The organism is Bartonella sp. bp_1, from assembly GCF_055808085.1.
In genome coordinates, this window is sequence record NZ_CM147851.1 from 2,297,475 (window position 1) to 2,315,673 (window position 18,199).

At 46.0% G+C, this 18,199-nt stretch carries 18 protein-coding genes; 12 read left to right on the plus strand and 6 right to left on the minus strand.

Annotation, left to right across the window (positions count from 1 at the left end):
- Positions 1 to 55: 55 nt before the first annotated feature.
- A complete protein-coding gene (locus ACYZ97_RS11515) occupies positions 56 to 2,200 on the plus strand; it encodes an autotransporter domain-containing protein (protein WP_473299003.1) in 2,145 nt (714 codons plus the stop codon).
- Positions 2,201 to 2,296: 96 nt separating this feature from the next.
- Here the strand turns inward: ACYZ97_RS11515 and ACYZ97_RS11520 are convergent, their stop codons facing one another.
- On the minus strand, positions 2,297 to 3,502 hold the full coding sequence (locus ACYZ97_RS11520; RefSeq protein ID WP_473299004.1) for a DNA recombination protein RmuC: 1,206 nt from the start codon (positions 3,500 to 3,502) through the stop codon (positions 2,297 to 2,299).
- A gap of 115 nt (positions 3,503 to 3,617) precedes the next feature.
- Here ACYZ97_RS11520 and def point away from each other — a divergent pair, with 115 nt between their 5' ends.
- The 3 genes from def to truA are packed head-to-tail and all read left to right on the plus strand — an operon-like array spanning position 3,618 to position 5,819.
- Positions 3,618 to 4,145 carry a peptide deformylase gene (gene def, locus ACYZ97_RS11525; RefSeq protein ID WP_473299005.1) on the plus strand — a complete coding sequence of 176 codons (528 nt, stop codon included), beginning with the start codon at positions 3,618 to 3,620 and terminating at the stop codon, positions 4,143 to 4,145.
- Positions 4,145 to 5,074: a methionyl-tRNA formyltransferase gene (fmt, locus tag ACYZ97_RS11530; RefSeq protein WP_473299007.1), complete on the plus strand. Its 930-nt coding sequence runs from the start codon at positions 4,145 to 4,147 to the stop codon at positions 5,072 to 5,074. The genes def and fmt overlap by 1 nt, the downstream gene beginning before the upstream one ends.
- A gap of 1 nt (position 5,075) precedes the next feature.
- Complete coding sequence (gene truA, locus ACYZ97_RS11535) at positions 5,076 to 5,819, plus strand: tRNA pseudouridine(38-40) synthase TruA (protein ID WP_473300701.1); 744 nt, start codon at positions 5,076 to 5,078, stop codon at positions 5,817 to 5,819.
- 3 nt (positions 5,820 to 5,822) lie between these two features.
- On the opposite strand, the gene ACYZ97_RS11540 is transcribed toward truA, so the two are convergent.
- Entirely contained in the window at positions 5,823 to 6,410 is a 588-nt protein-coding gene (locus ACYZ97_RS11540) for a pyridoxamine 5'-phosphate oxidase family protein (RefSeq protein ID WP_473299008.1), read from the minus strand.
- Between the two features lie 83 nt (positions 6,411 to 6,493).
- On the opposite strand from ACYZ97_RS11540, the gene ACYZ97_RS11545 reads away from it, so the two are divergent.
- The gene (locus ACYZ97_RS11545) at positions 6,494 to 7,222 is read left to right on the plus strand and encodes a TetR/AcrR family transcriptional regulator (RefSeq protein WP_473299010.1); all 729 of its coding nucleotides are present in this window, start codon (positions 6,494 to 6,496) and stop codon (positions 7,220 to 7,222) included.
- Here the strand turns inward: ACYZ97_RS11545 and ACYZ97_RS11550 are convergent, their stop codons facing one another.
- Entirely contained in the window at positions 7,223 to 7,774 is a 552-nt protein-coding gene (locus ACYZ97_RS11550) for a hypothetical protein (RefSeq protein ID WP_473299011.1), read from the minus strand.
- Positions 7,775 to 7,948: 174 nt separating this feature from the next.
- Complete coding sequence (gene phoR, locus ACYZ97_RS11555; protein ID WP_473299013.1) at positions 7,949 to 9,133, minus strand: phosphate regulon sensor histidine kinase PhoR; 1,185 nt, start codon at positions 9,131 to 9,133, stop codon at positions 7,949 to 7,951.
- A gap of 139 nt (positions 9,134 to 9,272) precedes the next feature.
- Here phoR and ppk2 point away from each other — a divergent pair, with 139 nt between their 5' ends.
- From ppk2 to ACYZ97_RS11570, 3 genes are all read left to right on the plus strand, one after another.
- Positions 9,273 to 10,199 (plus strand): polyphosphate kinase 2, encoded by a 927-nt coding sequence (gene ppk2 / locus ACYZ97_RS11560; protein WP_473299015.1) that lies wholly within the window; start codon positions 9,273 to 9,275, stop codon positions 10,197 to 10,199.
- A 90-nt stretch (positions 10,200 to 10,289) separates the two neighbouring features.
- Positions 10,290 to 11,108 (plus strand): transporter substrate-binding domain-containing protein, encoded by an 819-nt coding sequence (locus ACYZ97_RS11565; RefSeq protein ID WP_473299017.1) that lies wholly within the window; start codon positions 10,290 to 10,292, stop codon positions 11,106 to 11,108.
- A 70-nt stretch (positions 11,109 to 11,178) separates the two neighbouring features.
- Positions 11,179 to 11,763, plus strand: a complete 585-nt coding sequence (locus ACYZ97_RS11570) for a hypothetical protein (RefSeq protein WP_473299019.1) — start codon at positions 11,179 to 11,181, stop codon at positions 11,761 to 11,763.
- On the opposite strand, the gene ACYZ97_RS11575 is transcribed toward ACYZ97_RS11570, so the two are convergent.
- Positions 11,760 to 12,170 carry a tellurite resistance TerB family protein gene (locus ACYZ97_RS11575; protein WP_473299021.1) on the minus strand — a complete coding sequence of 137 codons (411 nt, stop codon included), beginning with the start codon at positions 12,168 to 12,170 and terminating at the stop codon, positions 11,760 to 11,762. The genes ACYZ97_RS11570 and ACYZ97_RS11575 overlap by 4 nt on opposite strands.
- 108 nt (positions 12,171 to 12,278) lie before the next feature.
- On the opposite strand from ACYZ97_RS11575, the gene ACYZ97_RS11580 reads away from it, so the two are divergent.
- From ACYZ97_RS11580 to ACYZ97_RS11595, 4 genes are all read left to right on the plus strand, one after another.
- Positions 12,279 to 13,940: a lysine--tRNA ligase gene (locus ACYZ97_RS11580; RefSeq protein WP_473299023.1), complete on the plus strand. Its 1,662-nt coding sequence runs from the start codon at positions 12,279 to 12,281 to the stop codon at positions 13,938 to 13,940.
- A gap of 3 nt (positions 13,941 to 13,943) precedes the next feature.
- Positions 13,944 to 15,521: a peptide chain release factor 3 gene (locus ACYZ97_RS11585; protein WP_473299024.1), complete on the plus strand. Its 1,578-nt coding sequence runs from the start codon at positions 13,944 to 13,946 to the stop codon at positions 15,519 to 15,521.
- A gap of 111 nt (positions 15,522 to 15,632) precedes the next feature.
- On the plus strand, positions 15,633 to 16,607 hold the full coding sequence (locus tag ACYZ97_RS11590) for a hypothetical protein (protein ID WP_473299026.1): 975 nt from the start codon (positions 15,633 to 15,635) through the stop codon (positions 16,605 to 16,607).
- Between the two features lie 114 nt (positions 16,608 to 16,721).
- A complete protein-coding gene (locus ACYZ97_RS11595; protein ID WP_473299027.1) occupies positions 16,722 to 17,216 on the plus strand; it encodes a GNAT family N-acetyltransferase in 495 nt (164 codons plus the stop codon).
- Position 17,217: 1 nt separating this feature from the next.
- Here the strand turns inward: ACYZ97_RS11595 and ACYZ97_RS11600 are convergent, their stop codons facing one another.
- Positions 17,218 to 18,135, minus strand: coding sequence for a LysR family transcriptional regulator (locus tag ACYZ97_RS11600; RefSeq protein ID WP_473299029.1), 918 nt, complete (start codon positions 18,133 to 18,135; stop codon positions 17,218 to 17,220).
- Positions 18,136 to 18,199 lie beyond the last annotated feature (64 nt).

Sequence of the window (18,199 nt, forward strand, 5' to 3'; positions counted from 1 at the left end):
ATGGAGGCAAGGTTAAAAAACCAGATAAAATTTGAAACAAGTTAGGTGCCATGTGATGAAACGGGGTTTTTCGCTTAAAGCAAAAAAGTTGCAATGGTTGGGTGCGGTGTCCTTCATTGTTGTCGGCGGACTGTTGGTCTCTATACCGACGCCGTCTTATGCGCAGTTATTATATCTGGGCGGTGGCAATGGTGGTAATGGCGTGGCATCGGGCGCAGGTGTGAATGGCAGTGGTGGCTTGATTGACCATATAATTCCACCAACACCAAATACGGGTCAAAATGAAGTAAAGCCCGTAACACCGCATGAAGGACTTGAATATAACGTTGTACGCGGCACCGATGCCGAAGATACAAATGGTGGCCGTGGCGGTGATGTTACTGTCAAGACCAGCAAAAGCTTGACGATTGAGAAACTTATCCTGGAAGCGGGTGATGGCGGTGCTGCCGATAATGGCGCAACACCAACGGCAGGTAAAGGCGGATATGGCGGTGCGGTTACATTTGATTCCGCAACATATGATATCACTATCAAGGACGAGCTTTCTATTAAAAGCGGCTTAAAAGGCAATAATGGTCAGGGTGGGCAAGGCGGTGTTGCAACGTTCAAGGCAAAAAATCTGATTGTTGATCGCGATGCCAATGTAAACTTGGTTATTGATAAACGCGACGGTGAATTGGGTTTCAATACAAAACGGATTGATGCCAGTCAGGGAAATTTGACCATTAATATCAATAATACAACCCAATGGGATAGTACGAATAGTACAGGGGTTGCCTTGGGTGATGTTGTGTTAGGGATGGGACATGAACTGCAAATCAATGGCAATGGTGCCTATAGTTTGAGTGGATTGACAATTGGCGGGATAGGTCAGAATTCCTTGACACCTGCCAAGTTTCGTTCCGATGGTAATGTCAATTTTTCCGGTAAACAGCTGAGTTTTTACCTGCCGGAAGATAGCATAAACGGTACAACTCTGTTGGATAATACAATTTCGGGTAATACGATTACAATTGATAATGTCAATGTTTCGTTGGGACTTGCCGGTCAGGATCTGAAAGCATTGAAAGTCGGTGATACGGTCCACCTTATCGAAGGCAATGTCAGCGGGTCGGCAGCTCAGTCATCGACAAGTGTCAATTATGGTGCCAAACATTGGAATTTCGGTATCAAGACAGAAAATGGCGATCTCAATGCGACATTGGGAGATACTTATTTTGATACGAACAACTCCGGTGCGATTGCAACAGATAGATATGGTGCTGTTACGATTGATCGAGCTATGGGCAAGGCCTATTTCCAGAGCAATGCGGCAGCATTGAACAGTTTGAATTTCGGTGCCGATCAGGTCGCGATGATTTCTGATTATGTTTTGCCGATGAATGTCAAGAAAATCGCCGATCCGGTTGAAGGTGTTGCCTTTATACAGGGCAGCGGTTTCAAACAGAGGATTGATACCGGCAGTCATATTGATAATGATGGTTATCATCTTATGGGTGGCGCAGGTATCCGTTATCATCAAGATGCCGGTAATCTACTTGCCACGGTTTTTATCGAACATGGTGACGGAGATTATGATTCCTATAATGGCGGCATCCATGGCAAGGGTGATGTCAGCTATACAGGCGCTGGTATTTATCTCAAACAGAGTTGGGACAATGGCTGGTTTGTAGACGGTACATTGCGTATGGGCAAGGTTGAACGCGATTTTTCCAGTCATGATATGGTTGATGGCTCGTTTGGTGACAAGAAATCCGATTATTATGGTTTCCATCTTGGCGGTGGTAAAGCGGTTTCATTATCCGATCAGGACCAGCTTATCCTGAATGGCCGTTTGATGATGACTCGGATCGAGGATGAAACTATTCATACCCGCGCCGGTGAAAAGCTTGCATTTGATGAGGCAACATCATTACGTACGCATGTAGGTGCGCGTTATGAACGTTTGATGACATCGCAGGCAAAGCTCTATGCCGGTGTGGCATGGGAGCAAGAATATGATGGTGAAACTGGCGGCAAGCTTGATGGCTATAAGATAGACGCCCCTGATTTTTCAGGCGCCAGTGCAGTATTCGAAGTCGGTGCAAAATTTGAACAGAAACCAGGTGAAGCAGGTTGGGTCGCCAATGTCGGATTGAATGGTGTGGCTGGTACGCGTGATGCGGTTTCTGGTAAAGCCGGCCTTGGCTATCGTTGGTAGAGTATGATCTTAATTCCTATCAACGAGGCATAACCTATAGCAGATTACTGAAAAGTGAGAACTAGGTGCAGACAAGGCGGATGATAAGATAAATACTCAATGCATGTCGTTTGAATCCGACAAAACACGGTATGTATGAGGGGGGTTATCTTGTTGTTCGCCATTATCGGCTGATTGGAGTTCAAGACTTTCAATGCGCGCACTGCGTCTTGTGATCTTGGATGATGAGATCAATATATCGTCGATATCCTTGTCGGCCTGTTTGAAATGGGTTTGCAGTTTACGTACCCGTTCATCGAGTCGGCCAATATCTTCCATCAATTTGGTAACTTCCGATTGGATAAGATGTGCCTGTTCACGCATCCGCGCATCTTTCATAATGGCCTGGACAACCTGTATCGATAACATCAGCAGGGATGGAGAGACAATGATGACGCGCGCGCGCAATGCTTTTTGTACAAGAGCTTCAAAATCTTCATGAATTGTAGCAAAAATCGATTCAGATGGCACAAAAAGAAAGGCATTGTCCTGTGTTTCTCCGGCAATCAGATATTTTTCTGAAATGGCCTTGATATGGATGTCCATATCGTTGCGGAACTGTTTTTCAGCGACCAGTTTGATTTCTGGGCTGGTTGCCTCGCGCATGGCATTCCATGCTTCGAGTGGAAATTTGGCGTCAATCACCAGTGAGGGTGCTTTATTGGGCATAAAGACAAGGCAATCCGGTCTTGTGCCGTTGGAAAGCGTTGCCTGAAAGGAATAGGCATTATGCGGCAGGGCGTCGGCAATAATTGCTTCCATACGGCCTTGCCCGAAAGCGCCGCGGGTTTGTTTATTGGCCAGAACATTTTGCAATTGCACGACCTGTCCGGCCAATGATTGGATATTGTTTTGCGCTGTATCGATAACGGCAAGACGTTCTTGCAGCCGGGCCAGATTTTCATGGGTCGATTTGGTCTGCTGGTTGATGGTTTGACCAAGATTGCCGGTCATGGTCGTCAATTGCTCTCGGATGGACTGGTTGAGTTCGGCCTGTCGTTTGCCGAATATTTCCGCCATGGTCTGCATACGGCCTTGCATTTCAGCCTGTGTTTGCAACAGTGCATTCATATGCAGTTCGCTGTCGCGTGCCCGCTCAGCAGCACGTGCTTCCAACAGTAAGCGGCGTTGGTTGGTCCGGCTGATAGAGATGAGCAGAACAATGACGGCTATGGTCAAAAGGCCGAGCAAAAACAAGGTCAGGCTAATTGGCACACCAAAAAGAGTAAAAAGAGCTGTATCGGATAAAGACGAATCGTTCATGGTGATAATTTATCCGTTTTTTGTTTTGAAAGCGATCTATTTGCATTCCATGCGGGTAATTGACCTCATGCGAGGGATTGATTAGAGCTTGCATAGAAAGTTTCAGGAGCTCAAAATGTCGATCAAGCCTATTGTTATTTTGCCCGATACTGTTTTGCGTGAGGTATCAAAGCCTGTTGACGATGTGAATGATGCCATTCTCAAATTGGCCGATGATATGCTGGAAACCATGTATGATGCACCGGGTATAGGCCTTGCAGCCATCCAGATTGCTGTGCCGCTGCGGCTTCTGGTGATTGATGTTGCCGGTAAGGATGAAGAACCCGCACCCCATGTTTTTATCAATCCCGAAATTTTATGGACATCGGACGAGCGGAATGTCTATGAGGAAGGATGCTTGTCTATTCCTGAATATTATGCCGAGGTAGAACGGCCAAAACGGTTGCGGGTCGGCTATATCGACCGGAATGGTAAGCAGGCTGAAATCGAAGCCGATAATTTGATGGCAACCTGCTTGCAGCATGAAATCGATCACCTCAACGGTGTTTTGTTTATTGATCATATTTCCAAGCTGAAACGTGATATGGTTATTCGTAAATTTAAGAAACTATCCAAGGAAAAAGCCAACCAGGGGATTTTATAATGGCATTGCGGCTGGCTTTTATGGGGACTCCCGATTTTTCGGTGCCGGTATTGCAGGCGCTCCATGATGCCGGTCATGAAATTGTTGCTGTCTACAGTCAGCCGCCCCGTCCCGCCGGTCGTCGTGGCTTGGAATTGACCCCCTCACCGGTTCATCAATGTGCGCAGGCTCTTGGTATCGAGGTACGTACCCCGAAAAGCCTGAAAGGGGAGGACGAGCAGGTGCAATTCAATGCACTCGGCTTGGATGCGGCTGTTGTTGTCGCTTATGGATTGTTGCTGCCTAAAGCCATTCTCGAGGCACCTAGATATGGTTGTTATAATGGCCATGCCTCTTTGTTGCCGCGCTGGCGTGGAGCGGCACCGATACAGCGGGCAATTATGGCTGGTGATAATGAAACCGGCATGATGATCATGAAAATGGATGAGGGACTTGATACCGGTCCGGTCGCAATGACACGAAAAGTTGCTATTGCCGCGGATATGACGGCAGGCCAATTGCATGATGAATTGTCACAAGTTGGCGCTAGTTTGATGGTCGAAGCGATGGCGGCCTTGGAAAAGGGCACGCTTGTTCTGACACCGCAGGCAACAGAAGGTTTAACCTATGCGGCTAAGATTTCCAAAGACGAGACGCGGATTGACTGGTATGAGTCAGCCGCTATTGTACAAAAGAAAATATGTGGTCTTGCACCTTTTCCCGGTTCTTGGTGTGAAATGGAAATTGGCGGCAAGCGTGAACGTGTAAAATTGTTAGGCGCTTGTTTGGCGACAGGTGAAAGTCTTGGGGTTGGGTATATTGAGGCCGACCAGCTTGAGATTTCTTGTGGTGAAGGGCGTATACGCATTACAAAGGCACAGCGTGCCGGCGGCAAGCCGCTTGCAGTGCAGGATTTTATCCGTGGTGCAGCAGTCAGTGCGGTTTATTGAGATGGCACGTTATAAGCTGACAATTGAATATGATGGCACGCCTTATGCCGGATGGCAGCGTCAGGACGGTCATCATAGTGTGCAGGCGGCTATCGAACAGGCTGTTTTTAAGTTTACGGCCGAAACCATCAGTATGACAACGGCAGGGCGTACCGATGCCGGTGTACATGCCCTTGGACAGGTTGCCCATATTGATCTTGCAAAGGTTTGGCGTACCGATACGGTGCGTGATGCCATCAATGCACATCTTATGGCTGCGGGTGAAACTGTGACTATTCTATCGGCCGAGGCTGTTGATAATCATTTTAATGCACGGTTTTCAGCTATCAAGCGTCATTATCTCTATCGTATTCTCAATCGCCGTACACCTTCGGCACTGGATGCTTTGCGTGTATGGTGGGTTCCTAAGACGCTTGATGAGGCGGCTATGCATGAGGCGGCTCAAAGGCTTTTGGGGCAGCATGATTTTACCACTTTTCGTGCTACACAATGTCAGGCTAAAAGTCCGGTACGTTCACTTGATCGGCTGGATGTGACGCGCAAGGGTGATCATATAGAAATACGTGCAAGCGCTCCATCCTTTTTGCATAATCAGATACGCTCCTTTGCTGGCAGTTTGATGGAAGTCGGAACAGGACGCTGGAGTGCGGATGATCTGGAAGATGCCTTAAAGGCGAAAGATCGTTCCCGTTGCGGACAGGTTGCCCCGCCGCACGGGCTTTATCTGCTCAAGGTTGACTATTGATTTCTAGAAAACATTGTCACTATCCTTGATGATTGTCATACGGGGAATTCTGGCTGAACAATTACCATAGGCTTGTTCGACATGGACATAAATAAAGGCTTGGGCCCGTTCCCAAACCGATTGCAGTTTGGGTGCAGTTGTGATGACTTCTGCTATTCCATTGACGCGCGCCCGACGCTGTTTTTGAAAATCGATAAATAACATACCGATATGCGGATTGGTCAATATATTTCCAAGACTATTATATAAGCCGTTTCCCTTAAAATCTGGAAAGACAATTGTTTTTTCATCCAGCACCATACAGGCCGGTAAAGGTGTGCCATCTGATGAATAGTCACGGCCACGGAAGTTGGCATCGCAATGACCGTCTTTGCTTGCCGTAGCAATAAAAAAGAATGGCTGCATGTGGATGAAATGTGCAAGACCGCGTGGTATTGTCGGCCGCAGCATATTGGATAATGTAGCTTCATTCCATTGATAAGAAGATGGCAATCGTCTACGCATTTCCAATTCGCCATTGTTGCCTGTTACGGGATCAGGGACAGTAATCAGGGTTTGGAAAAAATCTTTTTTATCGTTGCTTATCTTCATGGTTCTTGACCTATTTGATTTGATTCTATAAAAAATAACGAACGTTCGTTAATTAGTCAAACCTTTATGGAAGAGATACCTTTATGACCAAGATTACGAAAGAGGGGATTATAGGAATAGCAGCTGAATTATTTGCGGCACGTGGATTTCATGGCACGTCGATTCAAGATATTGCACAGTCGGTGGGCCTTCAAAAAGGGTCGATATATAGTCATTTTGCTGGCAAGGAAGATATAGCTGTAGCCGCTTTAAAGCAGACATTGGATCATTGGATGGAGGCCTGTCAGATAAGTGGAGACTGGAAAACAGATTTTGAACAGGCCATTCGTTCTTTTGCTGACCTTTTAAAACAGCGCGGACGCTGTATAGGTTTGCAATTTCTTTATGATCTGGACGCTGAAACAGATGGTATCCATGTAGCTTCCTTTTTTAAGACAATCAAGAATACGCTTAAGCAATTGCTTCATGACGGATTGCCGGATGCGGATATTGAGCCGTTTGTCGAAGATATTTTGGCGCTTATTGAAGGGGCGACATTATGGACAATTATCAATAAGGAAACTATTGCTCTTGATCGTGCTGTCGAAGCTATTGTGAACAAGCTTGACAGGATGATATGCGAGACGGTGTTGTCTGATTACAATGGGCAAACTGAAATAATAAAATTATACAAGCGTGTTACTGGCCATAATGCGCCTGAAAGCATAGCAGAGTTTAAACTGGCACAACAACTGGCAAAAGCAGAGGCCGATATTATTGCTCTACGCGGTGCGTTGGCGGGCCAGATAGAAGCGGAAAGCTGTTTCCGCTGATCACTGATCGAAATGATATGTCTCGTAAGCCTGATAATCGGCAACCGCTTGTTTGAAAGCGGCATTGTCGATGATTTTGTCGACTTCTTCCGCTCTGAAGCCGCGATGGATCAGATTGCGGTAGACTGTTTCGGCATAACGCCCTTGGCTTGAGACGGCTGCCGGTATAGTGGCATTGGAAGCCCTGCGGCTATTGGCGCTCTCATCCAGAGTTTCCTGCAATTCTTTGAATTCATGAAATGGAATCGGCATGCCATTAATCCGGAGTGAAGGAATCTTCTGTGACATCGGGCGATATCCTTCAAGTCTGCCTTTGGAACGGAAATAGCTACAATCATCCAGAACGCGGATGGATTCCAGTGGTTTGCGGGCGCGCCGGTTGGCATTGAGTGCATCGGCAGCAGAGCATTCCGATAAGGCATAACTATATAGAAGTTTGGTTTCCTGTGCCTTTTTTATCTGCATTTCTGGTGAAAGTGGTTTGGAAGCGCAAGCTGTGAGTATTATCAATGTACATAAAATGATAAAATTCTTTTGGGTATTGAAGAACATAATGCCATGCGCCTTTCAAGAAATATGCCGACAGATATGCGTCTCTAGCATTTTTTAAAAAAATGGATAGTGCTTTTGAAGTAAAAACAGACTTTAAATAAATAATAAAATTTATTGTGTGAATTATATTACATTTATAGATATTTTATTTAGATGATAATCGCAAAATAGGATCTATCTCGCCAAAGGAAATCTAATAATAAATTTGGATCCCTTGCCTATTGTTGATTGGATATCCAAACGCCCTTTGTGATGGGTAAGTATATGTTTGACAATGGCAAGTCCTAGTCCTGTGCCTTTGTGTTTTTTGCTCATATCGGTATTGACGCGATAAAAGCGTTCGGTCAGACGCGGAATATGTTCCGCCTCAATTCCCGGCCCGTAATCACAGACGCTGACTTCAATCTGTTGGTCGATCATGCGGGTAGAAATATCGACTTTGCCACCATTCTGGCCATATTTACAGGCATTTTCGACCAGGTTTTGGAACAGTTGGAATAATTCGTCATTATTGCCCTCGAAGGTTGGCAGGTTATCGGCCGCCTCAAAGATGATTTTTACATCAAGCTTGCGTGCCAATGGCTCTAGCCCGCCAATGACTTGCCTGATCATGTGGTTGATATCGAGGGTCTGGATTTCTGTGAGACCGCTTCGTGATTCAAGCCGCGATAGTGAAAGTAGATCGTCAATCAGACGTGACATACGTTCAGCTTGTTCCTGCATAATGGGCAAAAAAGCATCATGGGACTTGGGGTCATGGCGAGCGGGTCCCAATAAGGTTTCGATAAAACCGCGTAATGATGTGAGGGGAGTACGCAATTCATGGGATGCATTGGCGATAAAATCGGAACGCATTTTTTCCAGACGGCGGATTTCAGTACGTTCACTGAAAATGACCATAAGATGGTTGTCACCAAGAGGAATCATGGCAACGTTGAAAGCGCGTTCAAGGTTACCTTTCTCTATATAGTCTACGGTCAGTGTCTGCATAGTTTGACGTAGCATTTTGATTGCTTCTTTTAATTCAGGTGCACGCCATCGCAGGCCGAAAGGCAGACCGGCCTCAAGGCCGGAAAAGGTTTTGTGTGCTGTTTTATTGGCAAACTGGATATTGTTTGTACTATCAAGAACCAGGAGCGCATCGGGAAGCAGATCCGCTATCGTCCAATCAAGGCCGGCCGGTGCAATGGCCGCGATCTGGTTGTTGTCGGTTGTTGATGTGGCCGTGGAGATGGCTTGCTGCCTGCTGGTGTGACGCAATTTTCGATGAGCAAAAAATATAATAGTGAAACATAGGGTCACCCATAGGCAGGCGACCATTCGATCAGCCCAGAAAATTATAAAAATACTCGAAAGCACGCTTGCCCCATATAGATAGAAAAACGCAAGACGGTTTGGGTTTTCTTGGTCTAACATCAATCTTTCTTAATTTATTGGGGCTGCGGCATAAAATCCAATTTTCATTGTGTCTATTATATTTTAGCATGGTTGAATCGAAATGAGGAGACCTACTTTGGCCCAGAAAACTAAAAAAAGTGAACCTAAAAAGACTGACAAAAAGAGCGAAGCTGGTATTCCTCTTGTTTTGAGTGGTAAAAAGCGCTTGTATAATATTGATGATCCGGTCTTGCCGGATTGGATAGAAAAAAACGCCATTAGTTCAGGCGGCTATCCTTATCCCAAGCGGATGCCGCGCAAAGAATATGAAGCGACATTGATCCGGTTGCAGATCGAACTTGTTAAATTGCAGACATGGATGCAGGAGACCGGGGAACGGGTCATTGCCTTGTTTGAAGGGCGAGATGCTGCTGGTAAGGGCGGTACTATTTTTACGCTGCGCCAATATATGAATCCTCGTACGGCCCGCAATGTAGCTCTGCCCAAGCCCGATGAAACTGAAAGTGGACAATGGTATTTCCAGCGATATGTGCGTCATTTCCCGACTTGCGGTGAATTTGTTACCTTTGACCGTTCATGGTATAATCGCTCCGGTGTCGAAACGGTAATGCAGTTTGCTTCACCAGCCGATGTTGAGACTTTTTTATCGGAAGCGCCGACTTTTGAACGGTTGATTGTCTCGGATGGTATCCGTTTTTTTAAATTCTGGCTCGATATTGGTCAGGAAATGCAGCTCAAACGGTTTCATGATCGCCGTCATAGTCCGCTCAAACATTGGAAATTTTCGAAAATGGATGAAGCCGGTGTGACAATGTGGGACTCTTATAGTAATGCTGCGCGTCGTATGATTGAACGTACGCATGCTGCTATGGCACCGTGGACGGTTGTCCGCTCCAATGATAAAAGACGTGCCCGTTTGGCGGTTATCCGTCGTGTTCTGCTGTCTATTCCCTATGCTGATCGTGATATTGAGGCAATTGGACCGGAAGATGAAAATGTCATTGGCACGGGGCCTGATTTTCTTTAAAACTAGTGGCATTGATGTGTTAAAGTCGGCTGGTTATTGATGAAATATAATGGGATGATAGCTTTGAAAGGCTTGGTTACAGGCGTTTTTATGGCTGTATCTCTGGGCGGGGCTTCGGCCCAGTCCAGCGGGGCCGATTCCATCAACATACCGAAATTTTTTGATGCCGGCGAGCGGCTTGAAAAGCCGGCATTGGACGGAATAACCCGATTGCGTTTTGTAACAACGGTCGATTTTCCGCCATTCAACTTTATTGATCAGACGGGACATTTAAACGGTTATAATATTGATCTGATCCGGGCAATTTGTGATGTGCTTGACCTTCAGCAGGTCTGCCAGATCGAGGCGGTACCTTGGGATGAATTGGACGCGCGCCTTAAAAACAAAGAAGCTGATGCGATTGTGACTGGTTTTGCCCATACACTGGGGACAGATCAGGATTTTTCTTTTTCATTGTCTTATTTGCGTTTTCCGGCTCGTTTTATGGTTCTGAAAAACAGCAATTTGGCCGAGCCGATGCAAAAGGCTGTGAAGGGAATACATGTCGGCGTTGTGAAAAATACGGTCCATGAAAAATTGCTGGACGTTATGTTTCCAGATGCCAAAGTTGTGCCATTCGATGATGAGGCTAGTCTTTATCTGGCTTTGAAAGATAAGAAAATTCAAGCCGCTTTTGGTGATGGCATGGCTTTTTCCCTTTATATAAACAGCGAGTCATCCGAACAATGTTGTCAATTTGCCGGTCGTTATTATATGGCACCTGAATATCTTGGTCGTGGCATGCAGATTGCGGTTTCTAAAGATAATGACCGCCTTGTCAAAGCCTTCAATTTTGCTTTGAAACAGCTGGAACGCGATGGTAAATTGGGTGAACTCTATTTACGCTATTTTCCTGTCGGTTTTTATTGAGGATGGCAGTTTGTCTTCTTTTGCGGTTATGTGTAGAATATAACATGTAAAGCAAAGGGGAGGCTGTCAGATGTTACCTGTCATCCCAGTTTATCTTTATACGGCGATTGCGGCAGCGCAACAGATCGCGCACAGGCGTGCCAAGTCACTTGACGGTGATTCATCTTCCGATGATCTGGTTGAAACTTTCAATGCGGTGAGTGCGTCTATGTCGGCTCAGGCCGGTGCAGCGGCCCGCGAGGCAGGCCCACGCTCGAAACCGTTCGAACGGCGTATGGATGAACAGGCCATTGAGGATGAGGAAGAGCGGCTTTTGGCATTAGTGGCCGGTAAATTCGGCGTTGAATACAAAACCGGCTTGTCAATTTGTGAAATTGCCCGCCAGCTTAAACAGGTTCTGTTTGGTGGCACTCAGACTTTTGATATTATAGCGATTGAAAAAGAATTGGGCTTTAATTTGATTGGTGTGACTTTGGCTGATTTTCTGGATGCCATTATTAATCCAGACAGTGAAGCAGGCACACGTGTCAGCCTTGGCTTTGCGCATTTTATGGCAGAGCAGAATGCAACACACCAACGGGCTTTATTGAATTATCCAGATGCTAGTGATGAAGAACTGGGACTCTACTCCCCCTTCAAAAGAGATGATTCCTAACTTTTTCGAAAGCGGATGCGAGCCGAGCGTTCAATGGCAGCAACGGTCAAATCATCAAGCTCCCAATAATCACGTAGAAGCTGCAGGAACAACAATTCTTCCTGTTTGACATCCAGATCACTGGCTGCGACTTCAACCGCCATGGCATAAGCGGTTTCGCGCAGCTTTTCCGGTAAGGCGGCATGGGCGATATCAAGAATTTGCTCGATGCCGTCACTGGCTTCAAGATAATTATAGCAATTAGCGGCCAATGCATCGAGGCGGTCGAAGTCAAAGCCGCGAAAGACAGGATAATGCGAAACAATTTCGGCAATGGAACGCAATTCTTGCTCGCTCATTTGTGCATCCGCTGCCGATGTTGTCACCATAATATAGATGAGTGCTTCTTGCGGGGTGAGTTTTTCCATTGTTTTAGGCCTTTTTTTGCTATTTTCAGGGCCTTCCGGTTGACGAAATGCCGTAACATCCATAGAGCATTTGCGGATGTAATAAAAGTATGAATCAGGATGAAATGAATGACGTCTGACCATTTTAGCGCTCTGAACCTGACGCCCGATCTGATTGCCGCTGCGGCACAATCAAAGGCATGGCCGTTTGAAGAAGCCCAGAAAATTGTTAAACGTTATGAAAAATCGGGCTATCCTGAGGCTGTTTTGTTCGAAACCGGTTACGGTCCGTCCGGTCTACCGCATATTGGTACATTTGGCGAGGTGGCGCGTACAACGATGGTGCGCCATGCCTTTCATGTCTTGACCGAAAATAAGATTAAAACCCGCCTTATCTGTTTTTCCGACGATATGGACGGATTACGTAAAGTGCCTGATAATGTGCCCAATAAGGATATGATGGAAAGCCATCTTGGTAAGCCGTTGTCACGTGTTCCGGATCCTTTTTCTAATGAGTATCCCTCATTCGGCCTTGCCAATAATGCGCGTTTGCGTGCGTTTCTTGATCGTTTCGGTTTTGATTATGAGTTTGTGTCGGCAACTGATTTCTATACATCTGGGCGTGCCGACGAGACATTGCTGAAAATGTTGAAAAACTACGACAAGGTCATGGATATTATTTTGCCGACCTTGGGCGAGGAACGCCGTGCGACCTATTCACCTTTTCTGCCGATCTCACCGGTATCGGGCAAGGTGTTGCAGGTGCCGATGATTGCTCGTAATATTGAAAAAGGCACGATCACCTATATCGAGCCTGACAGTGGTGAAGAAATCGAAACAATGGTTACGGGCGGCGCTGTTAAATGCCAATGGAAAGCCGATTGGGCGATGCGCTGGACAGCATTGGGCATTGATTATGAAATGGCAGGAAAAGATTTGATCGATTCCGTTACTTTGTCATCGAAGATTTGTAAGGCATTGGGAGGACGTGCGCCGGAAGGCTTTAATTATGAGCTTTTTCTGGACGATAAGGGACAGAAGATATCCAAATCCAAAGGCAATGGTCTGACTATTGATGAATGGTTGACCTATGCGCCGACAGAAAGCCTCGGGTTATATATGTATCAAAAGCCGAAGACGGCCAAACGGCTTTATTTTGATGTCATTCCCAAGGCGGTAGATGAATATTATACCTATCTTTCCGCCTATCCGCGTCAGGAATGGAAGGACCGGCTCAATAATCCTGTCTGGCATATGTTTAACGGCAATCCGCCGCAGATTGATTTGCCGGTCCCTTTTGCCTTGTTGCTTAATCTGGTTTCAGCTTCAAATGCCGAAAATAAAGATGTACTTTGGGGCTTTATCTCGCGTTATGCAGAAGGTGTGACGCCGCAAACTCATCCTGAGCTGGATCGGCTTGTCGGATATGCCATTGTCTATTTCAATGATTTTGTGAAGCCGAATAAAAAATTCCGTGCGCCTGATAATGTTGAAAAAAGCGTACTGAAAGCGATTGAGGAAAAGCTGGCAATGCTGCCTGCAAATGCCGATGGCAATATGATCCAGAATGCACTGCTTGATGTGGCACGTGTGACAGAGCGCTATCAGGACCATAACAAGAAAAGCCCTGAGGGCGGCCCGGGTGTCTCGGTTGCTTTTTTCCAGATGCTTTATGAAGTGCTGATCGGTCAGGAACGCGGCCCGCGCTTTGGTTCTTTTGTAGCACTTTACGGTATTCAGGAAACGCGCAATTTGATTGCAGATGCCCTGAGCCATAAGCTTGGAGCCTGATCGATGTCTGGCCCTCAGGAAGAAGTCAAAAGACGTCGTACTTTTGCAATCATTGCGCACCCTGATGCGGGTAAAACAACGCTGACCGAAAAATTATTGCTGTTTGGTGGTGCAATCCAATTGGCAGGTGAGGTCAAGGCCAAGAAAGACCGTATCCAGACGCGCTCCGATTGGATGAATATCGAGCGGGATCGTGGGATTTCGGTGGTTACTTCAGTGATGACCTTCGAATATAACGATCATATTTTTAATTTGCTTGATACGCCGGGGCATGAAGATTTTGCTGATGATACCTATCGTACCCTGACGGCTGTCGATAGCGCTATTATGGTGCTGGATGGTGCACGTGGTATCGAACCGCGAACCTTGAAGCTGTTCGAGGTTTGCCGTATGCGCGATATTCCGATTGTTACTTTCGTTAACAAGATGGATCGTGAAGCGCGTGATCCGTTGGAAATTTTAGACGAGATTGAAGAAAAACTGGCGTTGGATACAGCGCCGGTCAATTGGCCTATTGGTGCGGGTAAAAACTTCGCTGGTACTTATGATTTTTTAAATGAGACGGTGCGTCAGAAAGATGACGAACCGGATGCAAAAAAAGTCAATGGTGCTGAAGACGCCGCCAAATTGCTGCCGGAAAATCATCGTGCGGCTTTTATAGAAGGTGTGGAACTGGCCCGTGACGCCTGTAAGCGGCTGGATCTTAAATCTTTCCGTGAAGGCCATATGACACCGGTCTATTTTGGTTCGGCGTTACGCAATTTTGGTGTGCGTGATCTTATTAATGCGCTGGTGAGTTATGGCCCCAGCCCACGCGATCAAGTTGGTGATAGTCGTATTGTCCATGCGGATGAGCCGAAAATGACCGGTTTTGTCTTCAAGATTCAGGCCAATATGGATCCGAACCATCGCGATCGCATTGCGTTTTTACGTGTTTGTTCAGGCACATTGGCGCGTGGTATGAAGGCCAAGCTGGTGCGTACAGGTAAACCGATGAGCTTGTCGGCACCACAATTCTTCTTTGCCCGTTCGCGCCAGATTGCCGATGAAGCTTATGCTGGTGATGTGGTGGGTATTCCCAATCATGGTACGTTGCGTATTGGCGATACGCTGACCGAGGGTGAGGATATTCTCTTTAAAGGTGTGCCGAATTTTGCGCCGGAAATTTTGCGCCGCGTGCGTCTGGGCGATGCAATGAAAGCCAAGAAGCTCAAGGAAGCTTTGCAACAGATGGCTGAAGAAGGCGTGGTGCAATTATTTACGCCTGATGATGGCTCTCCGGCCATTGTCGGTGTGGTGGGTGCTTTGCAGATTGATGTGCTGACCGAGCGTTTGAAGGTTGAATATTCGCTTCCCGTCGGTTTTGAAGCGGCGCGATTTAGCATTTGCCGTTGGATATCAGCCGATGACAAGGCCGATCTGGAAAAGTTTATGGCCAGTCATCGGGCAGCTATTGCCCATGATTTGGATCATGACCCAGTTTTTTTGGCAGAAAATACATTTTCGCTAAATTATGAAGCCGAACGTGCGCCGAAGATCAAATTTGCGACATTCAAGGATTATCAGGTACGGGCGGGGTGATTCCTTGTCAACTTAAGGTGGCTATGATACAAAGCCTATGTTTTACTGATAATCGGATGTGCTATCCGAAAATGAATGACTCAGATAATAAGAAAACCAGAAGAATTGGATTTGGCTTCTTTCGAAGTATTACAAGCCCTTGGTGATCATTTAACAAACCTTGATGAACTCAATGAATGGTACGATAGGATGGCTCTCCATCTTTTTGCCGCTGATATCATTCATCCCATATACGGGCATGTGATTTCCATTCATTATAATGCGATGTGTGAGCTTAGTGATATGCTTTTTATACGTGAAGCCTATTGGCTGATTGGTGATCAGAACTATTTACAGGAACGGTTGGAGAAAAGGTTTGAATGGCTCACGACAAAAATAGCTGAAGCAGCAGAGCTTTATCCTAATATAGCAGATTCATTCCTGCGCTATCTAAAATATGGCAATTCTAGTCCACCTTTTGATAGGCTTATTCCCGTTTATTTTATTGAGCTGATGAACAATCGACCAGCTTATGTTGATCAATGTTTGCTGCGCGCTTTGATGGTCTATCAGGAAGAATATGATGGATATATGAAATATCCTGAATGGATTAAGATGCTAGATGACCCTTGTTATCTCGTTGCTGAAGCGGCAGCGGAACGTTTGGGGTCTATGGAGGATAGAGATAATCCACTATGGTGCGAGTTTTTTGAAATTATCCGCGAAAAGGAATTAGAGCGCCCCGGACTGATGGGAGCATTTTATGGGCCGTGTCACGAGATGGGTTATTTTCCTGCCTCAAAAGAAGAGTGTCGTGTATGTGCTGAATGGATGATGGATTTGCTTGAAAAGCGCCAAGTATCATGTGAACGAGACCATAAATCGCTCTGCATGGATATTAGTTTCTATATTACGGAAGTCTGTCAAGACATGCCCGATATGGTCGAACGCATGATGCAGAATGGTTTTATCATGATTGCGATTAAAACCGCCATCAACTATCAAGGCAAAATTGATGGGATGGAGCCGATTTTAAGTGCTTTAGCAGAAAATATCGACAAGGATATTCGTCAACTAGCGCAATCTCATTTGGAACAATATTATTGATGGATTCGGTATAAGACTTGACGCAGTGCTGCGTTGTGGTGCTGGACATGGTCGTAGTGTTTTTTTTGCGCTATGTAGTTGATCGAATGGTATATGAATAGAGTTGGAAGGCGCATGGTTTTTGTCAATAAAGCACTTTACGACAAGGCGGATATAGGACGCCGTATATTGGAAGAAACATCTGTTTTTTCTCAAGATAAGGCGCTGCGTGAAAAAGTTATCACCCATATGATGGAGCTTGGTACCTATTCTGCTGATCTGAATGGTATTATCAGCGGTTTTGCCAGTATCAGACAGACAGCCCCGACCGCATTTGAAATAGCAGTTATGGCTGTGTTGCCATCGGCACAACGTCAGGGTGTTGGACGTGCTTTACTTGGTAAGATAGAAGATAATCTGCGTGAGGCAGGTGCACGTTTTCTGATTGCCAAAATTCCATCCGAAGAAGGTTTTGGCGGGCACTTTTCTGCTGCGCGTGACTTTTTCCGTCAAAACGGATTTTCTGTTATTGATATTGTCAAAGGCTCGCTGTTTGGCGAAATGCCTAGTCTGTTTATGATCAAGACCGTTGCAGAAGCTAGCAATGCCGGTGAATATACCTGGTACTAAACTATAACCTTGTATTGCCTGACTGTTTTATCTCATTAATGATAAATTGTCTCAACCATTGATGGGCGGGATCACGGTGCAGGCGTTCATGCCAGAGCATGGCAATTTCAAAACCGCTGACTTCAAGCGGCGGGATGAATGTGGCCAGTGTGTCACACGAGGATACCAATCGTGCGGGTAAAACACCAACCAGATCGCTTGTTTCAATGATATGGCGGGCAACAAGAAAATGTGGCACTGAAAGCACGACCTTTCGTGTTCTACCAATGGTTTGAAGTGCTTCATCCGTTGCAGCATGGAAGCCCCCGCCGTTGGGTGAGACAATCACATGCTCTAAGCTACAAAAACCATCCAGCTTTGTTGCATTTTCAATTTGTGGATGATCTTTCCGCATAGTTAAAACATAATTTTCTTTCAAAAGTGTTTTGTGGCGCATATGAGGCGGGGCTTCCGGGCAGGTATGAAAAGCCATATCAATTTCACCTTGATCGGCAAGCCGTCCCAGTGTTTGCGGTTCGAGATTGCGTATGGCGAGGCGCGACATCGGTGCGGCTTTTCTCAAGGCATTGACGAGGGGTAGAAAAATGGTCGTTTCGCTATAGTCAGAGGCAGCGATATGCCATGTTTTTTGTGCTGTGGCGGGGTTGAATACCGGTTGGTTTGATATCACCTTATGCAGTGTTTCAAGCGCCTCTTTCAAAGGTGCGCGTAAAGCATCAGCCCGTGCTGTTGCTTGCATACCGCGCGGGCCGGGAAGCAGCAATGGATCATTGAATATATGTCGCAGTCTGGCAAGTTGGGCGCTGACTGAAGGCTGGGATAAGTTCAACTTTCTTGCTGCACGTGATACATTAAGCTCGCTCAACAACGTGTCCAATGTGACAAGCAAATTAAGATCGACAGTTTTGATATTTACCACAGCTATACCTATTATTTGGATAATCAATTTTAACTATACCATGGATGGGATTAGGTTTCATCTT